At 71.4% G+C, this 20993-nt stretch carries 15 protein-coding genes and 1 pseudogene; 8 read left to right on the top strand and 8 right to left on the bottom strand.

The features are described 5' to 3' along the window. The first annotated feature begins 172 nt into the window (after positions 1-172). Together OHO27_RS06920 and OHO27_RS06915 are read left to right on the top strand one after the other, a co-directional pair. Positions 173-1420 (top strand): aminotransferase class I/II-fold pyridoxal phosphate-dependent enzyme, encoded by a 1248-nt coding sequence (locus OHO27_RS06920; RefSeq protein ID WP_328421299.1) that lies wholly within the window; start codon positions 173-175, stop codon positions 1418-1420. Continuing rightward, positions 1417-2481: an MBL fold metallo-hydrolase gene (locus tag OHO27_RS06915; RefSeq protein WP_328421297.1), complete on the top strand. Its 1065-nt coding sequence runs from the start codon at positions 1417-1419 to the stop codon at positions 2479-2481. Before OHO27_RS06920 ends, OHO27_RS06915 begins: the two co-directional genes overlap by 4 nt. 90 nt (positions 2482-2571) lie before the next feature. Here the strand turns inward: OHO27_RS06915 and OHO27_RS06910 are convergent, their stop codons facing one another. Continuing rightward, positions 2572-3204: a DedA family protein gene (locus OHO27_RS06910; protein WP_328421295.1), complete on the bottom strand. Its 633-nt coding sequence runs from the start codon at positions 3202-3204 to the stop codon at positions 2572-2574. Next, positions 3201-3974 (bottom strand): MBL fold metallo-hydrolase, encoded by a 774-nt coding sequence (locus OHO27_RS06905; RefSeq protein WP_328421293.1) that lies wholly within the window; start codon positions 3972-3974, stop codon positions 3201-3203. Before OHO27_RS06905 ends, OHO27_RS06910 begins: the two co-directional genes overlap by 4 nt. Positions 3975-4057: 83 nt before the next feature. Here OHO27_RS06905 and OHO27_RS06900 point away from each other — a divergent pair, with 83 nt between their 5' ends. From OHO27_RS06900 to dnaK, 6 genes are all read left to right on the top strand, one after another. Beyond that, complete coding sequence (locus OHO27_RS06900) at positions 4058-4465, top strand: hypothetical protein (RefSeq protein ID WP_328421291.1); 408 nt, start codon at positions 4058-4060, stop codon at positions 4463-4465. Positions 4466-4601: 136 nt separating this feature from the next. Then, positions 4602-6692: a phage holin family protein gene (locus OHO27_RS06895; RefSeq protein WP_328421289.1), complete on the top strand. Its 2091-nt coding sequence runs from the start codon at positions 4602-4604 to the stop codon at positions 6690-6692. A gap of 125 nt (positions 6693-6817) precedes the next feature. Next, positions 6818-7879 (top strand): ATP-binding protein, encoded by a 1062-nt coding sequence (locus OHO27_RS06890; protein WP_328421287.1) that lies wholly within the window; start codon positions 6818-6820, stop codon positions 7877-7879. Next, positions 7876-9681, top strand: coding sequence for a vWA domain-containing protein (locus OHO27_RS06885; RefSeq protein ID WP_328421285.1), 1806 nt, complete (start codon positions 7876-7878; stop codon positions 9679-9681). Before OHO27_RS06890 ends, OHO27_RS06885 begins: the two co-directional genes overlap by 4 nt. A gap of 64 nt (positions 9682-9745) precedes the next feature. After that, positions 9746-10174: an OsmC family protein gene (locus OHO27_RS06880; RefSeq protein ID WP_328421283.1), complete on the top strand. Its 429-nt coding sequence runs from the start codon at positions 9746-9748 to the stop codon at positions 10172-10174. A gap of 260 nt (positions 10175-10434) precedes the next feature. Further along, positions 10435-12309, top strand: coding sequence for a molecular chaperone DnaK (gene dnaK, locus OHO27_RS06875; RefSeq protein ID WP_328421281.1), 1875 nt, complete (start codon positions 10435-10437; stop codon positions 12307-12309). 7 nt (positions 12310-12316) lie between these two features. Here the strand turns inward: dnaK and narI are convergent, their stop codons facing one another. The 6 genes and pseudogenes from narI to OHO27_RS06845 all read right to left on the bottom strand — a co-directional run bounded on the left by narI (position 12317) and on the right by OHO27_RS06845 (position 20837). Continuing rightward, positions 12317-13039: a respiratory nitrate reductase subunit gamma gene (gene narI, locus OHO27_RS06870; RefSeq protein ID WP_328421279.1), complete on the bottom strand. Its 723-nt coding sequence runs from the start codon at positions 13037-13039 to the stop codon at positions 12317-12319. Next, on the bottom strand, positions 13036-13530 hold the full coding sequence (gene narJ, locus OHO27_RS06865; protein ID WP_328421277.1) for a nitrate reductase molybdenum cofactor assembly chaperone: 495 nt from the start codon (positions 13528-13530) through the stop codon (positions 13036-13038). The genes narI and narJ overlap by 4 nt, the downstream gene beginning before the upstream one ends. Next, a pseudogene (narH, locus tag OHO27_RS06860) lies at positions 13530-15127 on the bottom strand (nitrate reductase subunit beta). The gene narJ and the pseudogene narH overlap by 1 nt, the downstream one beginning before the upstream one ends. After that, a complete protein-coding gene (locus OHO27_RS06855) occupies positions 15127-18819 on the bottom strand; it encodes a nitrate reductase subunit alpha (protein WP_328421275.1) in 3693 nt (1230 codons plus the stop codon). Before OHO27_RS06855 ends, narH begins: the two are co-directional and overlap by 1 nt. Before the next feature lie 293 nt (positions 18820-19112). Further along, positions 19113-19928: an SAM-dependent methyltransferase gene (locus tag OHO27_RS06850; RefSeq protein WP_328421273.1), complete on the bottom strand. Its 816-nt coding sequence runs from the start codon at positions 19926-19928 to the stop codon at positions 19113-19115. 45 nt (positions 19929-19973) lie between these two features. Next, positions 19974-20837, bottom strand: coding sequence for a helix-turn-helix domain-containing protein (locus OHO27_RS06845; protein WP_328421271.1), 864 nt, complete (start codon positions 20835-20837; stop codon positions 19974-19976). Positions 20838-20993 lie beyond the last annotated feature (156 nt).

Genomic DNA, 20993 nt, shown 5'->3' with positions numbered 1-20993 from the left:
GGGCACTCATGGGGTGGCGGCACGATGGATACTCGGAGCACGAGGGGTACACGACACACCGTGCGGCCCCTCTCACCGTACGAAGCCCGGAACCCGCACCACGGAACAACCGACCCGCACGGAGCACCGCACGACGAACCACTGAGGCACCTGGCACAGCGCGGAGGCAAGGATGCGCCCGACGGACCTCGAAGGCCACGGCCCCGTCCGTTACGGGCCCCCGCTCCCGGGCGACGGGCTGCCCGTACTGCCCGAACTGGCCGCCGTCCTCGCGGCTGCCGCCGGCCGGGCCGAGAGCGAGCTGATCGGCGGCGGCGACGGCCTCCTGGCAGCCGCGTGCGGTTACTGGGGCCGGCGCGGTCTGCCGACCGAACCGGAGCGGGCAGTGGCCGCTCCCGGGGCGCCCGCCCTGCTGCTCGCGCTGACCGCCGCGATCGGCGGCGACGTCCTGGTGCCGCGGCCCTGCGCCGCCTGGTGGGCGCCGTACGCGCGCCTGTTGGGCAGGCCCGTCTTCCACGTGGCCACGCCGGCGGAGTGCGGCGGAGTGCCGGATCCGTACGCCCTGCTGGAGACCGTCCGCCGGGTACGCGCCGAGGGCGGTGACCCGCGGCTGCTCGTGCTGTCCGTCGCCGACGACCCCACCGCCACCGTGGCCCCGCCCGAGGTGCTGCACGAGACCCTGGAGGCGGCCACCGAAGAGGGCCTGCACCTCGTCAGTGACGAGACCTGGCGCGACACCGTGCACGCCCTCCACGACACCGTGCTGCTCAGCCCCGCCGAGATGCTGCCCGGACAAGTCACCGTCGTCACCGACCTGTCCGGCGCCCACCTCCCGCCGGGCTGGCCGGCCGCGGTCGCCCGCTTCCCCGCCGGCGACGCCGGCGACGGCCTGCACGCGCGCGTGCTCGACGTGCTCACCGCGCTCGGCGCCCGGATCGCCGGCCCGGTCGCCCTCGCGGCCCAGTACGCACTGGAGGAGCCCGAGCCGGTCACCGCGCGGGTCGGCGCCACCGTGCGCCTGCACGCACGCGTGGCAGCCGCCGCGCACGCCGCTGCCGTAGGAGCGGGCGCCGTGGCGCGGCCCCCGCAGGCCGGACGGCACCTGTACGTCGATCTCGGCCCGCTGCGCGCCGGACTGTCCGCGCACGGCGGGGGGGACGCGCAGGACCTGGAGGACTTCCTCGCCGAGCGGCTCGGCATGCCCGCACCGGGCGGGCACCGCTTCGGCGACGACCTCGGCGCGCTGCGCGTACGGCTGTCCACCGAATCCCTGCTGGCCGGTACCGAAGAGGAACGCGCGCAATGCATCACGTCACCCTCGCCGTTGGAACTGCCGCACGTGCACCGCGCGTTGATCCACTTGAAGTCGGTCTTCGACGATCTCCGTGACGAAGCTCAGCGATGGGAGCCTCCTCGATGACGCAGCAGTCCGACTCATCCATGTCGACACCACGGCGTACGACCACCCGGGAAGCCGACGCCCCGGCAGACCCGTCCCCCTTCGCACCCCCGTTCCAGCCGCTCGCCGCACCCCGCCCGCTGGGCGAACGCCGGGTGTGGCCGCGGACCTTCCACGACCGGCTCACCGCCCCGCTGCCCGGCATCAGGACCCTCGCCCGCTTCGCCCGCGAGGGCGCCGTACGCCCCGGCCGGGAGGGCCTCGCCGACATCCCGAAGCTGCCCTTCGAGCCCGCCCCGGTGCCCGGTGTGGACGCGCGCACGGTCGCCGTCTCCTGGGTGGGCCACGCCAGTTGGGTGGTCCGGATCGGCGGACTGACGGTCCTGACCGACCCCGTCTGGTCCCGCCGCATCCTCGGCACCCCGGCCCGCATCACCCCCGTCGGCGTCGCCTGGAGCGCCCTGCCGCGCATCGACGCGGTCGTCATCAGCCACAACCACTACGACCACCTCGACGCCCCCACCGTGCGCCGACTCCCGCGCGACACCCCCGTGTTCGTGCCGGCCGGCCTCGCCGCATGGTTCCGTCGCCGCCGGTTCACGCGGGTCACCGAGCTGGACTGGTGGGAGGCCGCCGAACTCTCCGGTGTCCGCTTCGACTTCGTCCCGGCCCACCACTGGTCCAAGCGCACCCTCGTCGACACCTGCCACAGCCTGTGGGGCGGATGGGTGCTCACCGCGCCGGACGGACAGCGCGTGTACTTCGCCGGCGACACGGGCTACGGCCACTGGTTCACCCGCATCGGAGAGCGCTACCCCGGCATCGACCTCGCCCTCCTCCCCATCGGCGCCTACGACCCCCGCTGGTGGCTCAGCGACGTCCACTGCGATCCGGAGGAGGCGGTGCGGGCGGCCCGGGATCTGGGGGCCCGCAGGATGGCGCCGATGCACTGGGCGACGTTCGTACTGTCGGCGGAGCCGGTCCTGGAGCCGCTCACCCGGGTGCGGGCGGCGTGGGAGAAGGCGGGCCTGGACCGCGAGAACCTGTGGGACATTCCGGTCGGCGCGTCAAGGGTGCTGTAGGGCAGCCCACCCGGGGGGCCGGGGAACTGCGCGATCAACCCCCACTAGTCGCAGTCGCCACACGACCGTGGTCCCCGCCCTCCGGCCGCATCACGGCTCACCCGACGAAGCCTTGCGCATACGACGCCACATGCCCGGCGCCACGCTGATGACCAGAGTCAACGCGACCGCCGCCACAACTCCCTCCCACGGCTCGCTGAACAACGACCCCCCGAGAATCCCGATCAACTGGTACGTCACAGCCCAGGCCAGGCAGGCCGGCAGGTTACCGCGGGCGAACCTCCGCATCGGCCACTCGGCCAGCAGACAGGCCAACATCACGGGCAACCGCCCCGCAGGAACCAGCCGGGACAGCACCAGGACGGCCACACCGTGCTCGGCGAGCTTCTCCTGCGCCTGAGTGAGCCGCTCCTCCGGCGCACGCGAGCGGATCGCCTCCAGCCAGCGCGAGCCGTTCTTCGAGCGCATGCCGCGCCGCCCCAGCCAGTACAGCGTCGCATCGCCCAGGAACGCCGCCGTCGACGCCGTCACGAACACCAGCGCCAGGGAGAAGGGTGCCGTCTGGTGAAACGCCACCACCGCCGCCGAACTCACCAGCGCGCCCGTCGGGATCACCGGCACCAGCGCCCCGATCAGCACCAGCAGGAAGAGCGTCGGATAGCCGATCGCCTGCTGGGTCGACTCGTACGGCACCGTCGTCGTGACGGCGGCCAGCACCGTCACCGGGCCACCTCCGGGCGCACGCGCTCCCCGTGCGCGAGCCGGTGCACCGCCACGCCGGGCGCGTGCTCCGCCGCGAGCCGTGCGAACTCGTCGCCGGGCGCGTGGAATTCATGGGGGCGCACGGCATCCATGCCGATCGGCCAGTACGTGCCGTAGTGCACCGGCACCGCACTGCGCGGCGCGAGCCGGGCCAGCGCCTCGGCCGCCCGTCCCGCGTCCAGATGCCCGTCCCCGAGATACGGTCCCCACCCGCCGACCGGCAGCAATGCCACGTCGACCGGCCCGACCTCCTTCGCCATCGCGTCGAACAGCCCGGTGTCCCCGGCGAAGTACGTGCGTGCCTCGCCCTCGAAGACGTAGCCCAGGGCGGGGGAGCGGTGCGGGCCGACGGGCAGCCGGCGTCCGTCGTGCCGCGCGGGAACGGCGCGTACGGCCACGTCGCCCACCGTCGTCACGTCCCCCGGCGTCATCTCGGTCATCCGAAGATGCGTGAGCCGGCGCAGGCCCGGCACCGCCCGGGGCGCGCCCCGGGGCACGAGCAGGCGGGTGCCCTGCGGCAGCCTGGCGAGAGACGGAACATGCAGGTGGTCGGCGTGCAGGTGGGAGACCACAGCGACGTCCGCCCGCCAGGCGCCGGGCGGAGGTGGTGCGCCCCGGCGGCGGCGCAGGTGTGCGAGCCGGCGTGCGAACAGAGGGTCGGTGAGGAGGCGCACGTTCGAATCCTCGACCGTGCAGGTGGCGTGACCCCACCAGGTGATCTCCACCGGCACCTCTTTGCCTCCTTCGCGCGACTCCCCGAAGCGTACGGGCTGGAGTAGGGTCGGCGGCGAAACCCGGAGGTGAGGGGGACGCCATGGGGGCATCCGTAGTGCGCGTGACGGCGATCGCCAGTCTGACGCCGCTCGAAGAGCTGGACGCCGACCCCTTCCTGGTGGACTCCCGCAGCCAGCACGCGATGTGCGCGCGCTGGGCCGCCGAGCACGGGTACGTCGTCGCACGCGAACTTCTCGTACGCCGGTTGCGGGCGGACCACAGCGTGCTGTGGGAGGGCGTCCGCCCCGGCCTCGACCTGTTCGTGGCGCCCAGCCGGAGAGTGCTGGAGAGCGCGCTGTCGTCCGTAGACGACTTCTCCGCGGAGTGCGCCCGGCGGGGCGTGCGGGTGGAGATCGTGGGGCGTGCGGAGCCCTTGTACGACGCACAGATGAAGGCGCGCGTGCACCGGAGGCTGTCGATGCCGACGGCCGGCTACGACGGCCGTTGACGATCACGGCCTGCGGCGAGTGACGAGGCAGCCGGGCGGGACGACGTGTCCGGTCCGGTGTCAGAGGCGTGTGCCAGGCTGGGGACGTGAAAGGCCCGTTTCGCGGGGCTGGGCCGGGACGTGAGGTGGGCTGGGCGTGCGTGGTGGGCGTTGGCGGCGGGTTGCCAGTCAGGTCGGGCGGAGCGTGGCCGTGTGGGCCGTCTCCACCGTCACCATGCTCGTGCTCGCCGGGATCCTGCCGGATTTCCAGCTGCAGTCGGCGGGCGACGACAGCGCCACCAGCCTCGCCATGACCGCCGCCCTCGGCGCCGGTGCCTTCGGCCTGCTGTCCGCGCTCGCCTGGCCCCTCCTCGTACGGCTCCTGCTGCTGGTGCCCGCCCTGGTTCTGGGCCTGCTGGTGTTCTTCCTCAACGGCTCGCTGCTGATCGTCGCCCTGCGCCTCGTGCCCTCCGGCGACAGCGAGGCCGCCCCCGAGACCGCCGTCATCGTCGCCGCCGTGATGTCCGCCGTGGCGTCCGCCACCGGCGCCGCCCTCGCCGTCCGGGACGACGACGCGTACCGGCGCCGCCTGTACCGCCTCGCCGACCGCCGCCGCAGGGCCCTGCCGCCCGGCCCGTCCAGCCCCGGCACCGTCTTCGTCCAGCTCGACGGCGTCGGCCACGACGTCCTTCTCGATGCCGTCGGCAAGGACCTGATGCCCACCGTGGCCCGCTGGCTCGGCAACGGCGGCATCGGTGGCGTGGGCGGCGCCCGCGCCACCCACCGGCTCACCTCCTGGCGCACCGACTGGTCCAGCCAGACCGGCGCCAGTCAGCTCGGCATCCTGCACGGCAGCAACCACGACGTCCCCGCCTTCCGCTGGTACGAGAAGGCCGCCCGCGAGGTCATGGTCTGCAACCGCCCCACCAACGCCGCCGAGCTCCAGCGCCGCGCCATCGACCGCACCGGCGACGGCGGACTGCTCACCGCCGACGGCGCCAGCCGCGGCAACCTCTTCAGCGGCGGCGCCGACGAACAGGCCCTCGTGCTGTCCATCGCCACCAAGCGCCGCAGCCGCGAGAACCGCTCCCGCTCGGGCTACTTCGCCTACTTCTCCGACCCGGCCAACGCCGTGCGCACCGCCCTGTCCTTCTTCGCCGAGGTGGGCCGCGAGATCGGCCAGTCCACCCGGGCCCGCGCCCGCAAGGTCAGGCCAAGGGTCTCCCGCGGCGGTCTCTACCCCCTCGTCCGTGCCTTCGCGACCGTCGTCGAACGGGACGTCGTCGTCGCCGCGGTGATGGGCGACATGCTCGCCGGCCGCACCGCCGTCTACGCCGACCTCGTGGCGTACGACGAGGTGGCGCACCACTCCGGGCCGCGCGGCCGCGACACCGAGAAGGTCCTCGAACGCCTCGACCGGGCGCTGGCGTTGATCGAGAACGTCGCCGAGCACGCGCCGCGGCCGTACCGGATCGTCGTGCTGTCCGACCACGGCCAGAGCCCCGGCGAGACCTTCCGTGCCCGCTACGGCCTCGGCCTCGGCGACCTGGTGCGGGCCGGTTGCGGCCTGCCCGTGCCACGCAGGGCGCGGCGCACCCACAGCGGCGCCGAGGCCCGCGCGGCCGTGCGCGCGGCGCTGCGCCGGCCCGTCGAGGACGGCGGCGATCAGCACCGCCCGTCCCGCCGCTCGGAGCCCATCGTGCTGGCGTCCGGCAACCTGGGCCTGGTCTCCTTCCCGGACGTGCCGCACCGGATGACCAAGGAGGAGATCGACGCCCGTCACCCGGCCCTGCTCACCACCCTCGCCAACCACCCCGGCGTCGGCTTCCTGCTCGTCCGCAGCGAGCAGCACTCAGGGGTCGTGCTCGGCGCGTACGGGGCCGAGATCCCGCTGGACCAACTCGACGACAAGCCGGGCCCGTTGGAGGCGTTCGGGCCGGGCGCCGCCGACACCGTGCGCCGTACGCATTCCTTTCCCAACGCCGCCGACATCATGGTCAACTCCGCCTACGACGAGGCCTACGGCGAGGTCCTCGCGTTCGAGGAGCAGATCGGTTCGCACGGCGGACTCGGCGGGGCGCAGGGCAAGCCGTTCCTGCTGTCACCGCTCGCCTTCTCCGCGCCGGTCGGCGACGGGGAGGACCTCGTGGGCGCCGAGCACATCCACCGAGTGCTGCGCCGCTGGCTGCGGGAGTCGGACGGCCCCCAGGTGCCCTTGGACGCGGAGCCGCAGGAGCGGGCCGCCTGAGTGTCGGCGGCGGCCCGGGCAACAAATCGGGTGACGGCCGCAACCAACAATTGAGAACCTCGACGGTGAGCAACCACATCCGCGAGAGCGGCGCCGGCTTAGGCGCATAGAGGGGAGCCCCTGCATTGCAGGCAACCGTGTCCGTCACGCCCGCCCGTATCCCCGACCTCCTTCTCGGCCTCGCCACCGTGCGGCCGGTGTTCATCTGGGGCGCCCCCGGCATCGGAAAGTCCTCCCTCGTCAGGAACTTCGCCGAGTCGCTGGGGCTTGAGTGCGTGAGCCTGCTCGGCACCCAGCTGGCGCCGGAGGACCTGATCGGCGTGCCGCAGATCCGCGACGGGCGGTCGGTGTTCTGCCCGCCGGAGGCCATCGCCCGCGACGAGCCGTACTGCCTGTTCCTGGACGAGCTGAACGCGGCCACCCCGGACGTGCAGAAGGCGTTCTACTCGCTGATCCTGGACCGCCGTATCGGCAACTACGAGCTGCCCAAGGGGTCCATCGTCATAGGCGCCGGAAACCGGGCCACCGACAACGCACTCGCCCGCCCCATCGCCTCCGCGCTCGTCAACCGCCTCACCCACGTCCACCTGGAGGCCTCCGCCAAGGACTGGCTGACCTGGGCCGTGGACAACGGCATCCACCCGTGGATCCTGGACCACCTCACCGACCGCCCCGACCACCTGTGGTCCAAGCCGCCGAAGACCGAGGAGCCGTTCTCCACGCCCCGCTCCTGGCACGTGCTCTCCGACGCGCTGCACTCCTTCGGCCGGGATCTCGACGAGGAGACGCTGAAGGTCCTCGCACACGGGACGCTGACGCCCGTGCACGCCACCGCGTTCTGCGGCTACGTCAAGATCGTGCGCAGCCAGTACGGCATCGAGGCCATCGTCAAGGGCGACGCCCGCTGGCCGCACCGCATGCAGGACCGCGACCTGCTCTACTACCTCGCCGAGTCGTTCCGCGGGCGCCTGATCAAGGAGCTGCCGGTCAGCAAGGACCACATGTCCGCGACCGGCCGCCAGACCGCGTACCGCGCGAAGTCGCTGCTGGTGCAGCTCGCGGAGATCTCCGTCGAGGTCGCCCAGAGCGTCATCGCCTCGGACGCCGACGGCAATCCGGTCCTGCCCTCGTGGTTCCTGGTGGAGGCGGCGCGGGACATGCCCCGGCTGGTGGAGGCGCGGCGATGAGCCGTACCCCCGACAAGGGGAAGGGGAAGAAGAAGCGGGACCTCGCGGCGGAGGCCTTCGCCGAGGGCATGCGGCTGGTGCGGGCCAACCCGGCGCTCGCCGCCGTCGAGTTCGACGTCTGCCGTCAGGAGAAGTGCGAACAGGCACCCCGAGACGGACTCGTCCTCGTCAACTCCCAGGGCGACCTGCACGTTCACCCCGATCGCATCGCCGAACCCGCCGCCTGGGCCTGGGCCGTCGCACACGCCGTCCTGCACCTCGGCTTCGGCCACGTCCCTTCCAAGAAGGGCACCCCCGTGCAGCCCGACCGCGCCGACCTCGCCGCCCGCTGCGTCGTCGTCAACCGCTTCCTGCTCAGCTTCCCGGTCGGCAAGGCCCCGGACCACCTGCCCCTGACCTACCCGGACGGCGACGAGGAACAGCTCGCCGCGCGCTGGCGGCGCGACGGCGTCCCGGCCGCGTACGAGCGCTGCGGCACGGCGGGCTCCGAGGCGGACCAACTGCTCGTGGAATGGATGGGCTGGTTCGGATCGCCCCCGGACCACCAGCTCGCCTTCGCGACCGCGCTCACCCGCACCGTCTCCACCGCGATGGACCTGGCGGGCGGCCGCCGCGAATCCATGGACGGCGAGCCCGTCAAGAAGCGGCCCTGGCAGTGGGCGCTGGAGTGGTTCATCACCTCCTACCCGCTGCTCGGCGGCATCGCGGCCGGCATCAAGCTGGTCGCCGACGCCGAACTCGCCCGCGCGCACGGCATCGCCGTCGCCGCCGTCAACGCCGAGGCCGGCGAGATCTACATCAACCCGCTGCGGACGTTCGAGGACGAGGAGTGGCGTTTCATCCTGGCGCACGAGATGCTGCACGCCGCCCTGCGCCACGGCGACCGCTGCGGCACCCGCGACCCGTATCTGTTCAACGTCGCCTGCGACTACGTCATCAACGGCTGGCTGCGCGAGATGCAGGTCGGCGAGATGCCCCAAGGACTCTTGTACGACGCGCAGTTCAGCGGCCTGTCCGCCGAGGAGGTGTACGACCGCATCGTCGGCGACCTGCGCCGGATGCGCCGGCTGGCCACCCTGCGCGGCAAGGGCGTCGGCGATGTGCTGGGCGCCCCGCTCGGCGTCCCCGGCGACTACTGCGACCTCGACGAGTTCTACCGCCGCGGCCTCTCCCACGGCCTCGACCTGCACCAGCAGCAGGAACGCGGCTTCCTGCCCGGCGGCCTGGTCCAGGAGATCCGCGCGCTCAGCCATCCGCCGCTGCCCTGGGACGCCCGACTGGCCCGCTGGTTCGACGAGTTCGTGCCACGCCCCGAGCCGGTGCGGACGTACGCCCGTCCTTCGCGCCGTCAGTCGTCGACGCCCGACATCCCGCGCGCGGGGCGCTACTTCCCGCCCGAGGAGATCGCCCGCTGCACCTTCGGCGTCGTCCTGGACACCTCCGGCTCGATGGGCAGCGTGCTCCTCGGCAAGGCGCTCGGCGCCATCGCCTCCTACGCCGCCGCCCGGGACGTACCGGCCGCGCGGGTGGTGTTCTGCGACGCGGGACCGTACGACGCCGGCTATGTGCCGGTGACGGAGATCGCGGGGCGGGTCCGGGTGCACGGCCGTGGCGGTACGGTCCTGCAGCCCGGGATCGACCTCCTCCAGCGCGCCGACGACTTCCCGCCCGGCGCGCCCGTCCTGGTCATCACAGACGGCTGGTGCGACGTGTTGCGGGTGCGGCGCGAGCACGCGTACCTGCTCCCGCAGGGCCGTCGTCTGCCGTTCACCCCGCGTGGGCCGGTCTTCCGGGTGAGTTGAGCCGGAGTGTGATCGGATGGGGGCACGGACCCAGGAAACGGGCCCCCACGCGAAAGGAAGAACCGTGGCTACCACGCGCTCCGCACACACCGTTTGGGAAGGCAACCTGCTCGAGGGCAACGGTGTCGTCAACTTCGACTCCTCTGGTGCCATCGCCGCCCAGCCGGTCACGTGGGCCTCGCGCTCCCAGGACGCGAACGGCAAGACCAGCCCCGAGGAGCTGATCGCCGCCGCGCACTCCAGCTGCTTCTCCATGGCGCTGTCGCACGCTCTCGCGGGTGCCGGCACCCCGCCCACCAAGCTCGTCACGTCGGCCGACGTGAACTTCCAGCCGGGTGAGGGGATCACCGGGATTCACCTCACCGTGGAGGGGACGGTGCCCGGCCTCGACGCGGAGGGCTTCGCCGCGGCGGCGGAGGACGCCAAGAAGAACTGTCCGGTCAGCCAGGCGCTGACGGGGACGACGATCACGCTGTCGGCGAAGCTGGCGTAGCGGGTTGCCTGCGGGGGTGCCACGGTTCGGTCGTCCGGCGGCTGCTGCGCCGCGGTGGCTGGTCGCGCCCACGCGGCGGAGCCGCATATCGATACAGCCCCGCGCCCCTGGGGGCGGCCCTTCGGGCCAGCCCCCGGCTCCCTGAGCGAGCGCTCAGCTACCGTTTGGTGGCCGTCCGCTCGGTCACTCGTCCCATTGACAAGAACCCGCTCAAGTTTTGTGCTGGAGTTCAAGGGGTGTCCTGGCGGAAGGGGACAGTGATGGCACGCGCGGTCGGGATCGATCTCGGGACCACTAACTCGGTGGTCGCCGTCCTGGAGGGCGGCGAGCCCACTGTCGTCGCCAATGCGGAGGGGGCCAGGACCACACCGTCGGTCGTGGCCTTCGCCAAGAACGGCGAGGTACTCGTCGGCGAGGTGGCCAAACGCCAGGCGGTGACGAACGTCGAGCGCACCGCCCGCTCCATGAAGCGGTACATGGGCGACGCGAACTGGCGCTTCCCGGATCAGGGCGACATCGACGGCTCCCGCTACCGGGCCCAGGAACTGTCGGCCCGGGTGCTGCAGAAACTGAAGCGGGACGCCGAGTCGTATCTCGGCGAGGACGTCACCGACGCGGTGATCACCGTTCCCGCGTACTTCGACGACGCCCAGCGGCAGGCCACGAAGGAGGCCGGGGAGATCGCGGGCCTGAAGGTGCTCAGGATCATCAACGAGCCCACGGCCGCCGCCCTCGCCTACGGCCTCGACCGGGGCGAGGAGCAGACCGTGCTGGTCTTCGACCTCGGCGGCGGCACCTTCGACGTCTCGCTGCTGGAGATCGGCGACGGCGTCATCGAGGTCAAGGCCACCAACGGTGACACCCACCTGGGCGGCGACGACTGGGACCAGCGGGTCGTCGAGTACCTGGTGAAGACGTTCAAGGGGCAGTACGGCATCGACCTCGGCAACGACAAGATGGCGCTGCAGCGGCTGCGTGAGGGCGCCGAGAAGGCCAAGATCGAACTGTCCAGCTCCACCGAGACGACGATCAACCTGCCCTACATCACGGCCTCCGCAGAAGGGCCCCTCCACCTCGACGAGAAGCTGACCCGCGCCCAGTTCCAGGAGCTCACCGCGGACCTCCTCGACCGCTGCAAGACCCCCTTCCACCAGGCGGTCAAGGACGCCGGCATCAAGCTCTCGGCGGTCGACCACGTCATCCTCGTCGGCGGCTCCACCCGGATGCCCGCCGCCACCGACCTCGTGAAGGAACTCACCGGCAAGGACCCGCACAAGGGCGTCAACCCCGACGAGGTCGTGGCCGTCGGCGCCGCCCTCCAGGCCGGTGTCATCCGCGGCGACGTCAAGGACGTCCTGCTGCTCGACGTCACCCCGCTGTCCCTCGGCATCGAGACCAAGGGCGGCATCATGACGAAGCTCATCGAACGCAACACGACCATCCCCACCCGGCGTTCGGAGATCTTCACCACGGCCACCGACAACCAGCCCTCGGTCGGCATCCAGGTCTACCAGGGCGAACGCGAGATCGCCGCGTACAACAAGAAGCTCGGCGTCTTCGACCTCACCGGCCTGCCGCCGGCCCCGCGCGGCGTCCCGCAGATCGAGGTCGCCTTCGACATCGACGCCAACGGGATCATGCACGTCTCCGCGAAGGACCTGGCGACCGGACGTGAACAGAAGATGACGGTCACGGGCGGCTCGGCCCTCCCGAAGGACGACATCGACCGCATGATGCGGGAGGCCGAGCAGTACGCCGAGGAGGACCGCAAGCGCCGCGACGACGCCGAGACCCGCAACCAGGCCGAACAACTCGTCTACCAGACCGAGAAGTTCATCCGCGACAACGAGGACAAGGTCCCGGCCGACACCAGGTCCGAGGTCGAGTCGGCGATCACGGACCTGAAGCAGCAGCTGGAGCAGAACGCAGAGACGAGCGCGCTGCGCACCGGCATCGAGAAACTCGCCTCGGTCAGCCAGCAGATGGGCCAGGCGATGTACGCCCAGTCCCAGCAGGCGCCGAGTGAGAGCTCCGCCGGCACGGACACCGAGGAGGCCTCACCGCAGGACGACGACGGCGTGGTGGACGCGGAGATCGTGGACGACGAGAAGGACCAGAAGGGCGGCGCCGCCTAGGGGCCGCTCAGGACCCGGTCTTCTCCCAGCCCCGCCGCTCCGGCCGGGGCCCCAGTTGCTCGGGGTCCCGGCTGCGGTACACCAGGTACGGTCGGAACAGGTACTGCACCGGCGCGCTGAACATATGGACCAGCCGGGTGTACGGCACCAGCGCGATGAGTACCATGCCGATCACCGCGTGCACCTCGTACAGCACCGGCACGCCCGCCATTCGGTCGACGTCCGGCTGGAGGGTGAAGAGGCTGCGGGCCCACGGGGCGATGGACTGGCGGTAGTTGTAGCCGTCGCCGGAGGAGTGGGACAGCTTGGCGACCATGCCCATCACGATCGCCGCCGCCAGCACGACGTACATGGCCTTGTCGTTGGCCGTGGTCGCCCGGAACACGGGTGTCTTCGTGCGGCGGCGGTAGATCAGCAGGGCGATCCCGGCGAGCGTCAGGACCCCCGCCGCCGTGCCGCCGTAGAGGGAGAACAGGTGGTACGTCCGCTCGCTGACGCCGAGCGCTTCCGTCCAGGACTCCGGGACGAACAGGCCCACCAGATGGCCGGCCAGCACGAACAGGATGCCGTAGTGGAAGGCGGGCGAGGCGATGTTCAGGAGCCTCGACTCGTAGACCTGGGACGAGCGCGTGGTCCAGCCGAAGCGGTCGTAGCGGTGGCGCCAGATCAGGCCGGCGACGAGCAGGGCGCAGACGACGTAGGGCAGGACGCCCCACAGGAGTGTGGTCATGGGCGGGCCCTCGGTTGTGCGGTCGGCAGTGTGGCGCACACGGCGTCCAGGACGGACGCGTACGGTGTGCCGAAGTCGGTGAGCCGGGCGCGGAGCTCCTCCAGGCAGTCCCGGTGTTCCAGCAGCAGGTCGGTGTCGCCGGTGCGGGCCGCGAACTCCAGTACCGCGGGGAGGAAGTCCGGCAGTTCCTCGCCGGTGAACTCCAGGCCGTGGGCGCGGTAGAGGTCCTTGAAGCGCAGCAGTGACATGCCGCGCCGCCGGCTGTCCCCGTCCCGCCACCAGCTCAGGTACAGGCTGTGGCGGTTCCTGAAGTCGAAGACCTCGACGTAGTGGGCGGCCAGCTCCTGCGGCGGCGTGAGGGCCGCGTGGTCGGTGAACTCCCGTAGCTGCGGGGCTGCCTCGCGCAGCAGCGGCAGGCGGGCGCGCAAGTCGTCGTCGGGGTAGGTCAGGCAGAGGGCTGCCGCCTGGTAGAGCACCTCGAAGGACGGCATCAGGTCTCCTCGGCGGTGTTGTCGGACGTCTGCCGTCTGCGCAGTGCATGGAAGTTCTCCACCGTTACCAACGGCAGCAGCTTGCGGCCCGAGTCCTGGCCGAAGGGGCCGTCCCCGCCCATCCCGGGCCCGCCGTCGTAGTCGAGGCTGCACCCCTGCGGCAGGGCCGACTCCTCCAGGTGCCGGGCGTCCGCGACGGCGGCCGTCGGAATCACGTACCGGTCCTCGTACTTGGCGATCGCGAGCAGCCGGTACATCTCCTCGATCTCGTGCGCCGCCATACCGACCGAGGCCGACACCGAGGGGTCCGGCTCCTCACCGAGGTTGATCGCCCGCATGTGGGAGCGCATCGCGGCGAGCTTCTCCAGCGAGGACCGGACCGGGCCGATCGCGCCGGCCGTGAACATCTCCGCCAGGTACTCCAGCGGAATGCGCAGGCTGTCGATCGCGCCGAACAGGTTCCCCGCGTCCTCACCGTCGTGCCCGGTCTCCGTCAGCACGTCCACCACCGGGGAGAGCGGCGGGATGTACCAGACCATCGGCATCGTCCGGTACTCCGGGTGCAGCGGCAGCGCCACCCGGTACCTGCTGATCAGCGCGTGCACGGGGAGCGGCGCGCCGCCTCCACCCAGTCGTACGGAATCCCCGCCGCGTCGCACGCGTGCCGCACCCCGGCGTCCTCGGGGTCGAGGAAGACACCCAACTGCGCCTCGTACAGATCCCGTTCGCTGCGCACCGACGCCGCGGCGGTCACCCTGTCGGCGTCGTACAGCACTACCCCGAGATAGCGCAGCCGGCCCACGCACGTCTCCGAGCAGACCGTCGGCAGACCCACCTCGATCCGCGGATAGCACATCGTGCACTTCTCGGCCTTGCCGGTGGCGTGGTTGAAGTACACCTTCTTGTACGGGCATCCCGTCACGCACATCCGCCAGCCCCGGCACCGGTCCTGGTCGACGAGGACGATGCCGTCCTCCGCCCGCTTGTACATCGCACCCGACGGGCACGACGCGACGCAGGACGGGTTGAGGCAGTGCTCGCAGATGCGCGGAAGATAGAACATGAAGGTCTGCTCGAACTCGAATCTCACCTTGTCCGACGCCTGCGTGCGCGCCCGCTCCACCATCGGGTCGAGGTCGCCGTAGGCGGGGGCGCCGGCGAGGTTGTCGTCCCAGTTCGACGACCACTCGATCTTCATCGGTTTGCCGTCGAGCTGCGAGATGGGCCGGGCGACCGGGTAGTCGTCGCCGAGCGGGGCGTCGGTGAGGTTCTTGTAGTCGTACGTCCAGGGCTCGTAGTGGTCCTTGATCTCCGGCAGTTCGGGGTTGGAGAAGATCCCGGCGAGCTTGCGGAAGCGGCCGCCCGCCTTCAGCTTCAGGGCCCCGCGCCGGTTCAGCTCCCAGCCGCCGCGCCACCGCTCCTGGTCCTCGTAGCGGCGGGGATAGCCCTGGCCGGGGCGGGTCTCGACGTTGTTGAACCAGACGTACTCCATGCCGCGCCGGTTGGTCCATGCCTGTTTGCAGGTGACCGAGCAGGTGTGGCAGCCGATGCACTTGTCGAGGTTCATCACCATCGCGATCTGGGCCATCGGACGCATCAGTACTCGACCTCCTGGCTGCGGCGGCGGATGACCGTCACCTCGTCGCGCTGATTGCCCGTCGGGCCCAGGTAGTTGAACGCCCAGGACAACTGGGCGTACCCGCCGACGAGATGGGACGGCTTGAGAATCAGCCGGGTGAGCGAGTTGTGGATACCGCCGCGCTTGCCGGTGGCCTCCGTCTTCGGGACGGCGACCGTGCGTTCCTGCGCGTGGTGCATGTAGACGGTGCCGGGCGGCATACGGTGTGAGACGGCGGCCCGGGCGACGACCACGCCGTCGCGGTTGGACACCTCCACCCAGTCGTCGTCCACGACGCCGATCGCGTCCGCGTCCTGCGGGGACATCCAGATGTTCTGGCCGCCTCGGGAGAGCGCCAGCATGAACAGGTTGTCCTGGTACTCGGAGTGGATGGACCACTTGTTGTGCGGGGTGAGGTAGCGGACCGTCACCTCCCGCTGCCCGTCCGGTCCCAGGCGCGGTTCGCCGAACAGCTTGTCCATGTCCAGCGGCGGCCGGTAGACGGGAAGTGCCTCGCCCAGCTCGTGGATCCAGTCGTGGTCGAGGAAGAAGTGCTGGCGGCCGGTGAGGGTGTGCCAGGGCTTGAGATGCTCGGTGTTGAGGGTGAAGGCGGTGTAGCGCCGCCCGCCCGACTCGCTGCCCGACCACTCCGGCGACGTGATCACCGGCACGGGCGCCGCCTGGGTGTCCGCGTACGTGACCCGCTTGCCCTCGTGCTCGGCCGCCAGGTGCGCCATCTCCTGCCCGGTACGGGCCTCAAGCGTGCGGAAGCCCTGGGTGGCGAGGCGGCCGTTGGTGGTGCCGGACAGGGCGAGGATGGTGTTCGCCGCCTTCACGGCCGTATCGAGCAAGGGCCGGCCGCCGGATGTCACGCCGTTCAGCTGCCGGAGGTCCTCGACCTCCTCGTCCGGCTTCAGCGTGATGCCCTTGGCGGGCAGGCCGAGCTGCTCCGCCAGCGGCCCGAGCGCGGCGAACCTGGCGCCGATCGCCGTGTAGTCCCGCTCCACCACGGTGAGGTTCGGCATCGTCTTCCCCGGCACCGGATCGCACTCCCCGCGCCGCCAGTCCAGGACGACCCCGCCCGGCTGGGCCATCTCGCCCGGGGTGTCGTGCTGGAGCGGGGTCGCCACCAGGTCCTTGCGCACCCCCAGATGGCCGACGGCCAGCTCACTCAGCCGCTCCGCCAGCGCCTTGAACGCGTCGAAGTCGGTGCGGGCCTGCCACGGCGGGTCCACGGCCGGGGTGAAGGAGTGCACAAAGGGGTGCATGTCCGTGCTGGACAGGTCCTGCTTCTCGTACCAGGTCGCGGCGGGCAGGACCACATCCGACAGCAGCGTGGACGACGTCTGCCGGAAGTCCAGCGACAGCAGCAGGTCGAGCTTTCCCTCGGGAGCCTCGTCGTGCCAGGTCACGTCCCGCGGCCGTACGTCCTCGGGCGCCTCCTCCGCCTGCAGGGACGAGTGCGTGCCGAGCAGATGCCCTGTGAAGTACTCGGCGCCCTTCGCCGACGAGCCCAGCAGGTCGGCCCGCCACAGCGTGAGCACCCGCGGCCAGTTCTCCGGCGCGTCCGGGTCCTCGCAGGCGAACTTCAGGGTCCCCGCGCGCAGTTCGGCCACCACCCGCGACACCGGATCACCGAACACCTCGCCCAGCTCCAGCGGATTGCGGTCGAAGGTCGGATACGACGGCATCCACCCCGTCCGAGCCGACAGCGCCAGACAGTCCGCGCCCGTCATCCCCCGGAACCGGCCCGTGCCGAGCGGCGAGGCGAGCACGTCGGCCGTGAACCGGTCGTAGCGCCACTGGTCGGTGTTGAGGAACCAGTACGCCGTGCCGATCATCTGGCGCGGCGGCCGCGACCAGTCCGACGCCGAGGCGAGCGTCGCCCAGCCGGTCACCGGACGGCACTTCTCCTGGCCCACGTAGTGCGCCCAGCCGCCGCCGTTGCGGCCCTGGCAGCCGGTGAGCTGGAGCAGGGCGAGGAAGGCGCGGTAGATCGTCTCGGAGTGGAACCAGTGGTTGGTGCCGGCACCCATCAGGATCATGCAGCGGCCCTTCGACCGCTCGGCGCTCCGCGCGAACTCCCTCGCGATGCGTACGCACTTGGCTGCCGGGACGGAGGTGTGCGCCTCCTGCCAGGCGGGGGTGCCGGGCGCGTCACGGTCGTCGTACGACACGGGCCAACGGCCGGGCAGCCCCTCGCGTGCCACCCCGTACTGCGCGAGCAGCAGATCGAAGACCGTCGTCACCAGCGGTCCCTGCGCGCCGCCGAGCTTCGTCGCCGGGACACCACGCCTCACGACGTCCCCGCGCCCCTGCCCGTGCGCCCCGCCCTCAGTGTCGAAGCGTGGCAGCAGCACCTCGACACCCGCGGCGATCTCACTGCCGTACAGGCTCAACTGCGGGCGTATATCGCCGAGTTCAAGATTCCACTTGCCCATTCCCGACTGGGACCAGCGGAAGCCGAGGGAGCCGTTCGGGGCGACCGCGCGACCCGTGGCGGCGTCCAGCACCACCGTCTTCCACTCGGCACTCGCGCCCTCCTGGCCCAGGTCCGAGGCGCGCAGGAACTTCGCCGGGACGTAGGCGCCGCCCCGCTCCTCCAGCGTGACCAGGAAGGGCAGGTCGGTGAACTGCCGTACGTAGTCCGCGAAGAACGGTGTCTCGCGGTCGACGAAGAACTCCTTGAGGACGACGTGCCCCATGGCGAGGGCCAGTGCGCCGTCCGTGCCGGGGTGCGGGTGGAGCCACTCGTCGGCGAACTTGGCGTTGTCGGCGTAGTCGGGGGCGACGACCACGACCTTCTGGCCCCGGTAGCGGGCCTCCGCCATCCAGTGCGCGTCGGGCGTCCGGGTCGCCGGGACGTTCGAGCCCCACATGATCAGATACGCGGCGTCCCACCAGTCGCCCGACTCCGGTACGTCGGTCTGGTCGCCGAAGACCTGCGGGGAGGCGATCGGCAGATCGGCGTACCAGTCGTAGAAGGAGAGCATCGGGGCGCCGATGAGGGAGTGGAAGCGGGCGCCCGCCGCGTGCGACACCATCGACATCGCGGGGATGGGGGAGAAGCCGGCGATGCGGTCCGGGCCGTACGTCTTGATGGTGTGGATGTGCGCGGCGGCGACGATCTCGATCGCCTCGTCCCAACTCGCCCGCACCAGGCCGCCCTTGCCGCGCGCCTGCTGGTAGCGGCGGCGGCGCTCGGGGTCGTTCTGGACGTCCGCCCAGGCCAGGACCGGATCGCGCAGGCGTTGCTTCGCCTCCCGGTACATCTCCAGGAGGACGCCCCTGACGTACGGGTAGCGGACCCGGGTGGGGGAGTAGGTGTACCAGGAGAAGGCGGCGCCCCGGGGACAGCCACGGGGCTCGTACTCGGGGCGGTCGGGGCCGACGCTCGGACAGTCGGTCTGCTGGGTCTCCCAGGTGATGATGCCGTCCTTGACGTACACCTGCCAGCGGCACGACCCCGTGCAGTTCACGCCGTGCGTGGAGTTCACGACCTTGCCGTGGCTCCACCGGTCCCGGTAGAAGGCGTCCGCCTCCCGCCCGCCGGTCAGCGCGACGCTGTGCAGATCGGACGCGGGCGTGCCCGGCCGGAACCACCTGCCCGCCTTGAGCAGCGCCGCGCCCGGTTCGGCGGGCGGGGCGGGCGGTATCCGCGTGTCCGTCACAGGCGCTCCCTTGCTTGCCCAGGGGCCGGGGCTCTGGTCCCGAACCTAGGGCGGGGCGCGGGAGCGCACCCCTTCACAGCAGCCGTACGGGTCACCTCCGCACGGCATCCGGACGATTAAGGCCTGTCTGACAAATCCCCGCCTGCTCCGCGGCGTCTGGCACGCCCGCTCGCCGCGTTGCCGAACCGCCCGCGTGGCTCCGCCACGAGGGCGCTCCGGCGCCTTGCGATCGCACGCACCAGACGCCGCGGAGCCGCCCTTCGGGCGGACGACGGAGATTTGTCAGACAGGCCCTAAGGCTTGCGGGCGACCCCCGCGTACACCGGCACGATGCCCTCCGCCTGGGCCGCCACGTCCGCCGCCTCCGGCCGCCAGCCGTAGACCGGAATGACGCCGGGGCCGAGCAGGTCCAGACCGTCGAAGAAGCGGGAGAACTCGGGCAGCGACCGGGGGAAGAACGGGGTGCCGCTGTGCCGGAAGTGGTTCGCCGCCTTCTCGATGGCCGCCGGGCTGAGGTCCGGGGTGACCTGGGAGAGGATCAGGTAGCTGCCCGGGGCGAGCGCGGCGACGTACTTCTCCAGCAGGCCGTACACGTCGTCGCCGTCGGGGTCGTCGCCCAGGTAGTGGGTCAGCGCGACCAGCGACAGCGCGACCGGCCGGCCGAAGTCCAGGGACTCGCCGGCCCGGCTCAGCAGCGTGTCGACGTCACGGACGTCGGCGTGCGCATAGTCGGTGCTGCCCTCTGCCGACCCGTGCAGCAGCGCCTCCGCGTGCCGCAGCACGATCGGGTCGTTGTCCGCGTACACGACCTTGGACTCCGCGGCGACGCCCTGCGCCACCTGGTGCAGATTGGGCTCGGTGGGGATGCCCGTGCCGATGTCCAGGAACTGGCGTATCCCGGCCTCGGCGACGGTGCGCACGGCACGGTGCATGAACCGGCGGTTGGCGCGGGCCCCGCGCAGGACCGTGTCGTCCACGGCGAGGATCTTGCGGGCCAGCTCCTCGTCCACCGGGTAGTTGTCCTTGCCGCCGAGCCACCAGTCGTAGACGCGGGCCGGGTGCGGCCGGCTGGTGTCGACGCGGGCGGGCACGGCCTCGGAACCGGTCATGCGGTGTGTTCTCCTCGGGGATCGATGGCCTTCGGGCGCTCTGCCTCAACAGTCCTCGCGGTGTTCCCGCAGGATCTTCCTCGTGCGCTCGGCCGACGCGGCGGCCGTCGACATGTGGTCCAGGACCTCCAGATGCGCGGCGACCTCCTTGCGGGAGTCCAGATACAGGGCGCCGGTCAGGTACTCGGTGTAGACCATGTCGGGCAGCTCGGGCTCGGCGAAGCGGAACAGGGTGAAGGGCGCGTACGTCCCCGGGTGCGGGCCCGAGGCGAACTCGGCGATCTGCAGGGTCACGCGGTCGCGCTCGGCGAACTCCAGCAGCTTGTCCAACTGGTCGCGCATCACTTCGCCGCGGATGCTCACCGGACGCAGCAGCACCGTCTCGTCCATGATCACCCACATGTGGGGCGGGTCGGGCCGTTCCAGCAGCCGCTGCCGTTCCATGCGCAGTGACACATGCCGCTCGATGGTCTCGGGGCCCGTCTGGCCGATCGTCCCCGCCTCCAGTACGGCGCGCGCGTACTCCTCGGTCTGTAGCAGCCCGGGCACGAAGTGCGGCTCATAGGAGCGGACGATGCGGGCGGCGCCCTCCAGGCTCACGTACAGGCTGAACCAGTCCGGCAGCACGTCGTGGAAGCGCTGCCACCAGCCCGGCTGGTTGGCCTCCTCGGCCAGCGAGACGAACGCAGCCGCCTCGTCCTCCGGTACGCCGTACGTCTCCAGCAGCACCTGTACGTACGGGATCTTCAGCGCGACGTCGGCCGTCTCCATCCGCCGTACGGTCGCCGCGGCCACGCGCAGCACGCGGGCGGCCTCGTCGCGTCCCAGCCCGGCCGCCTCCCGAAGCTCCTGCAGGCGCCTGCCGAGCACCACTTGACCCACAGTCGGCGCGGGCCGCCGCTCACTCACGCCACGCCTCCCCTACGCGCCGAAAGTACGTCGAGCAGTGTGCCATGTTCCGGTGCCCGGCTCACGAGGGTGGCGGTGAGAGGTCGGTTACGGTCCGATGGGCGCGGTAGCCGTTGCGGCCCGACTGCGGGTGGTTCGTGGCTGGTCGCGCAGTTT

The sequence above is a fragment of the Streptomyces sp. NBC_00443 genome (assembly GCF_036014175.1).
In the GTDB taxonomy this organism is placed as follows: Bacteria; Actinomycetota; Actinomycetes; order Streptomycetales; family Streptomycetaceae; genus Streptomyces.
Note: the sequence above shows the minus strand (reverse complement) of the source record. Positions and strands in the feature narration are given on the sequence as shown.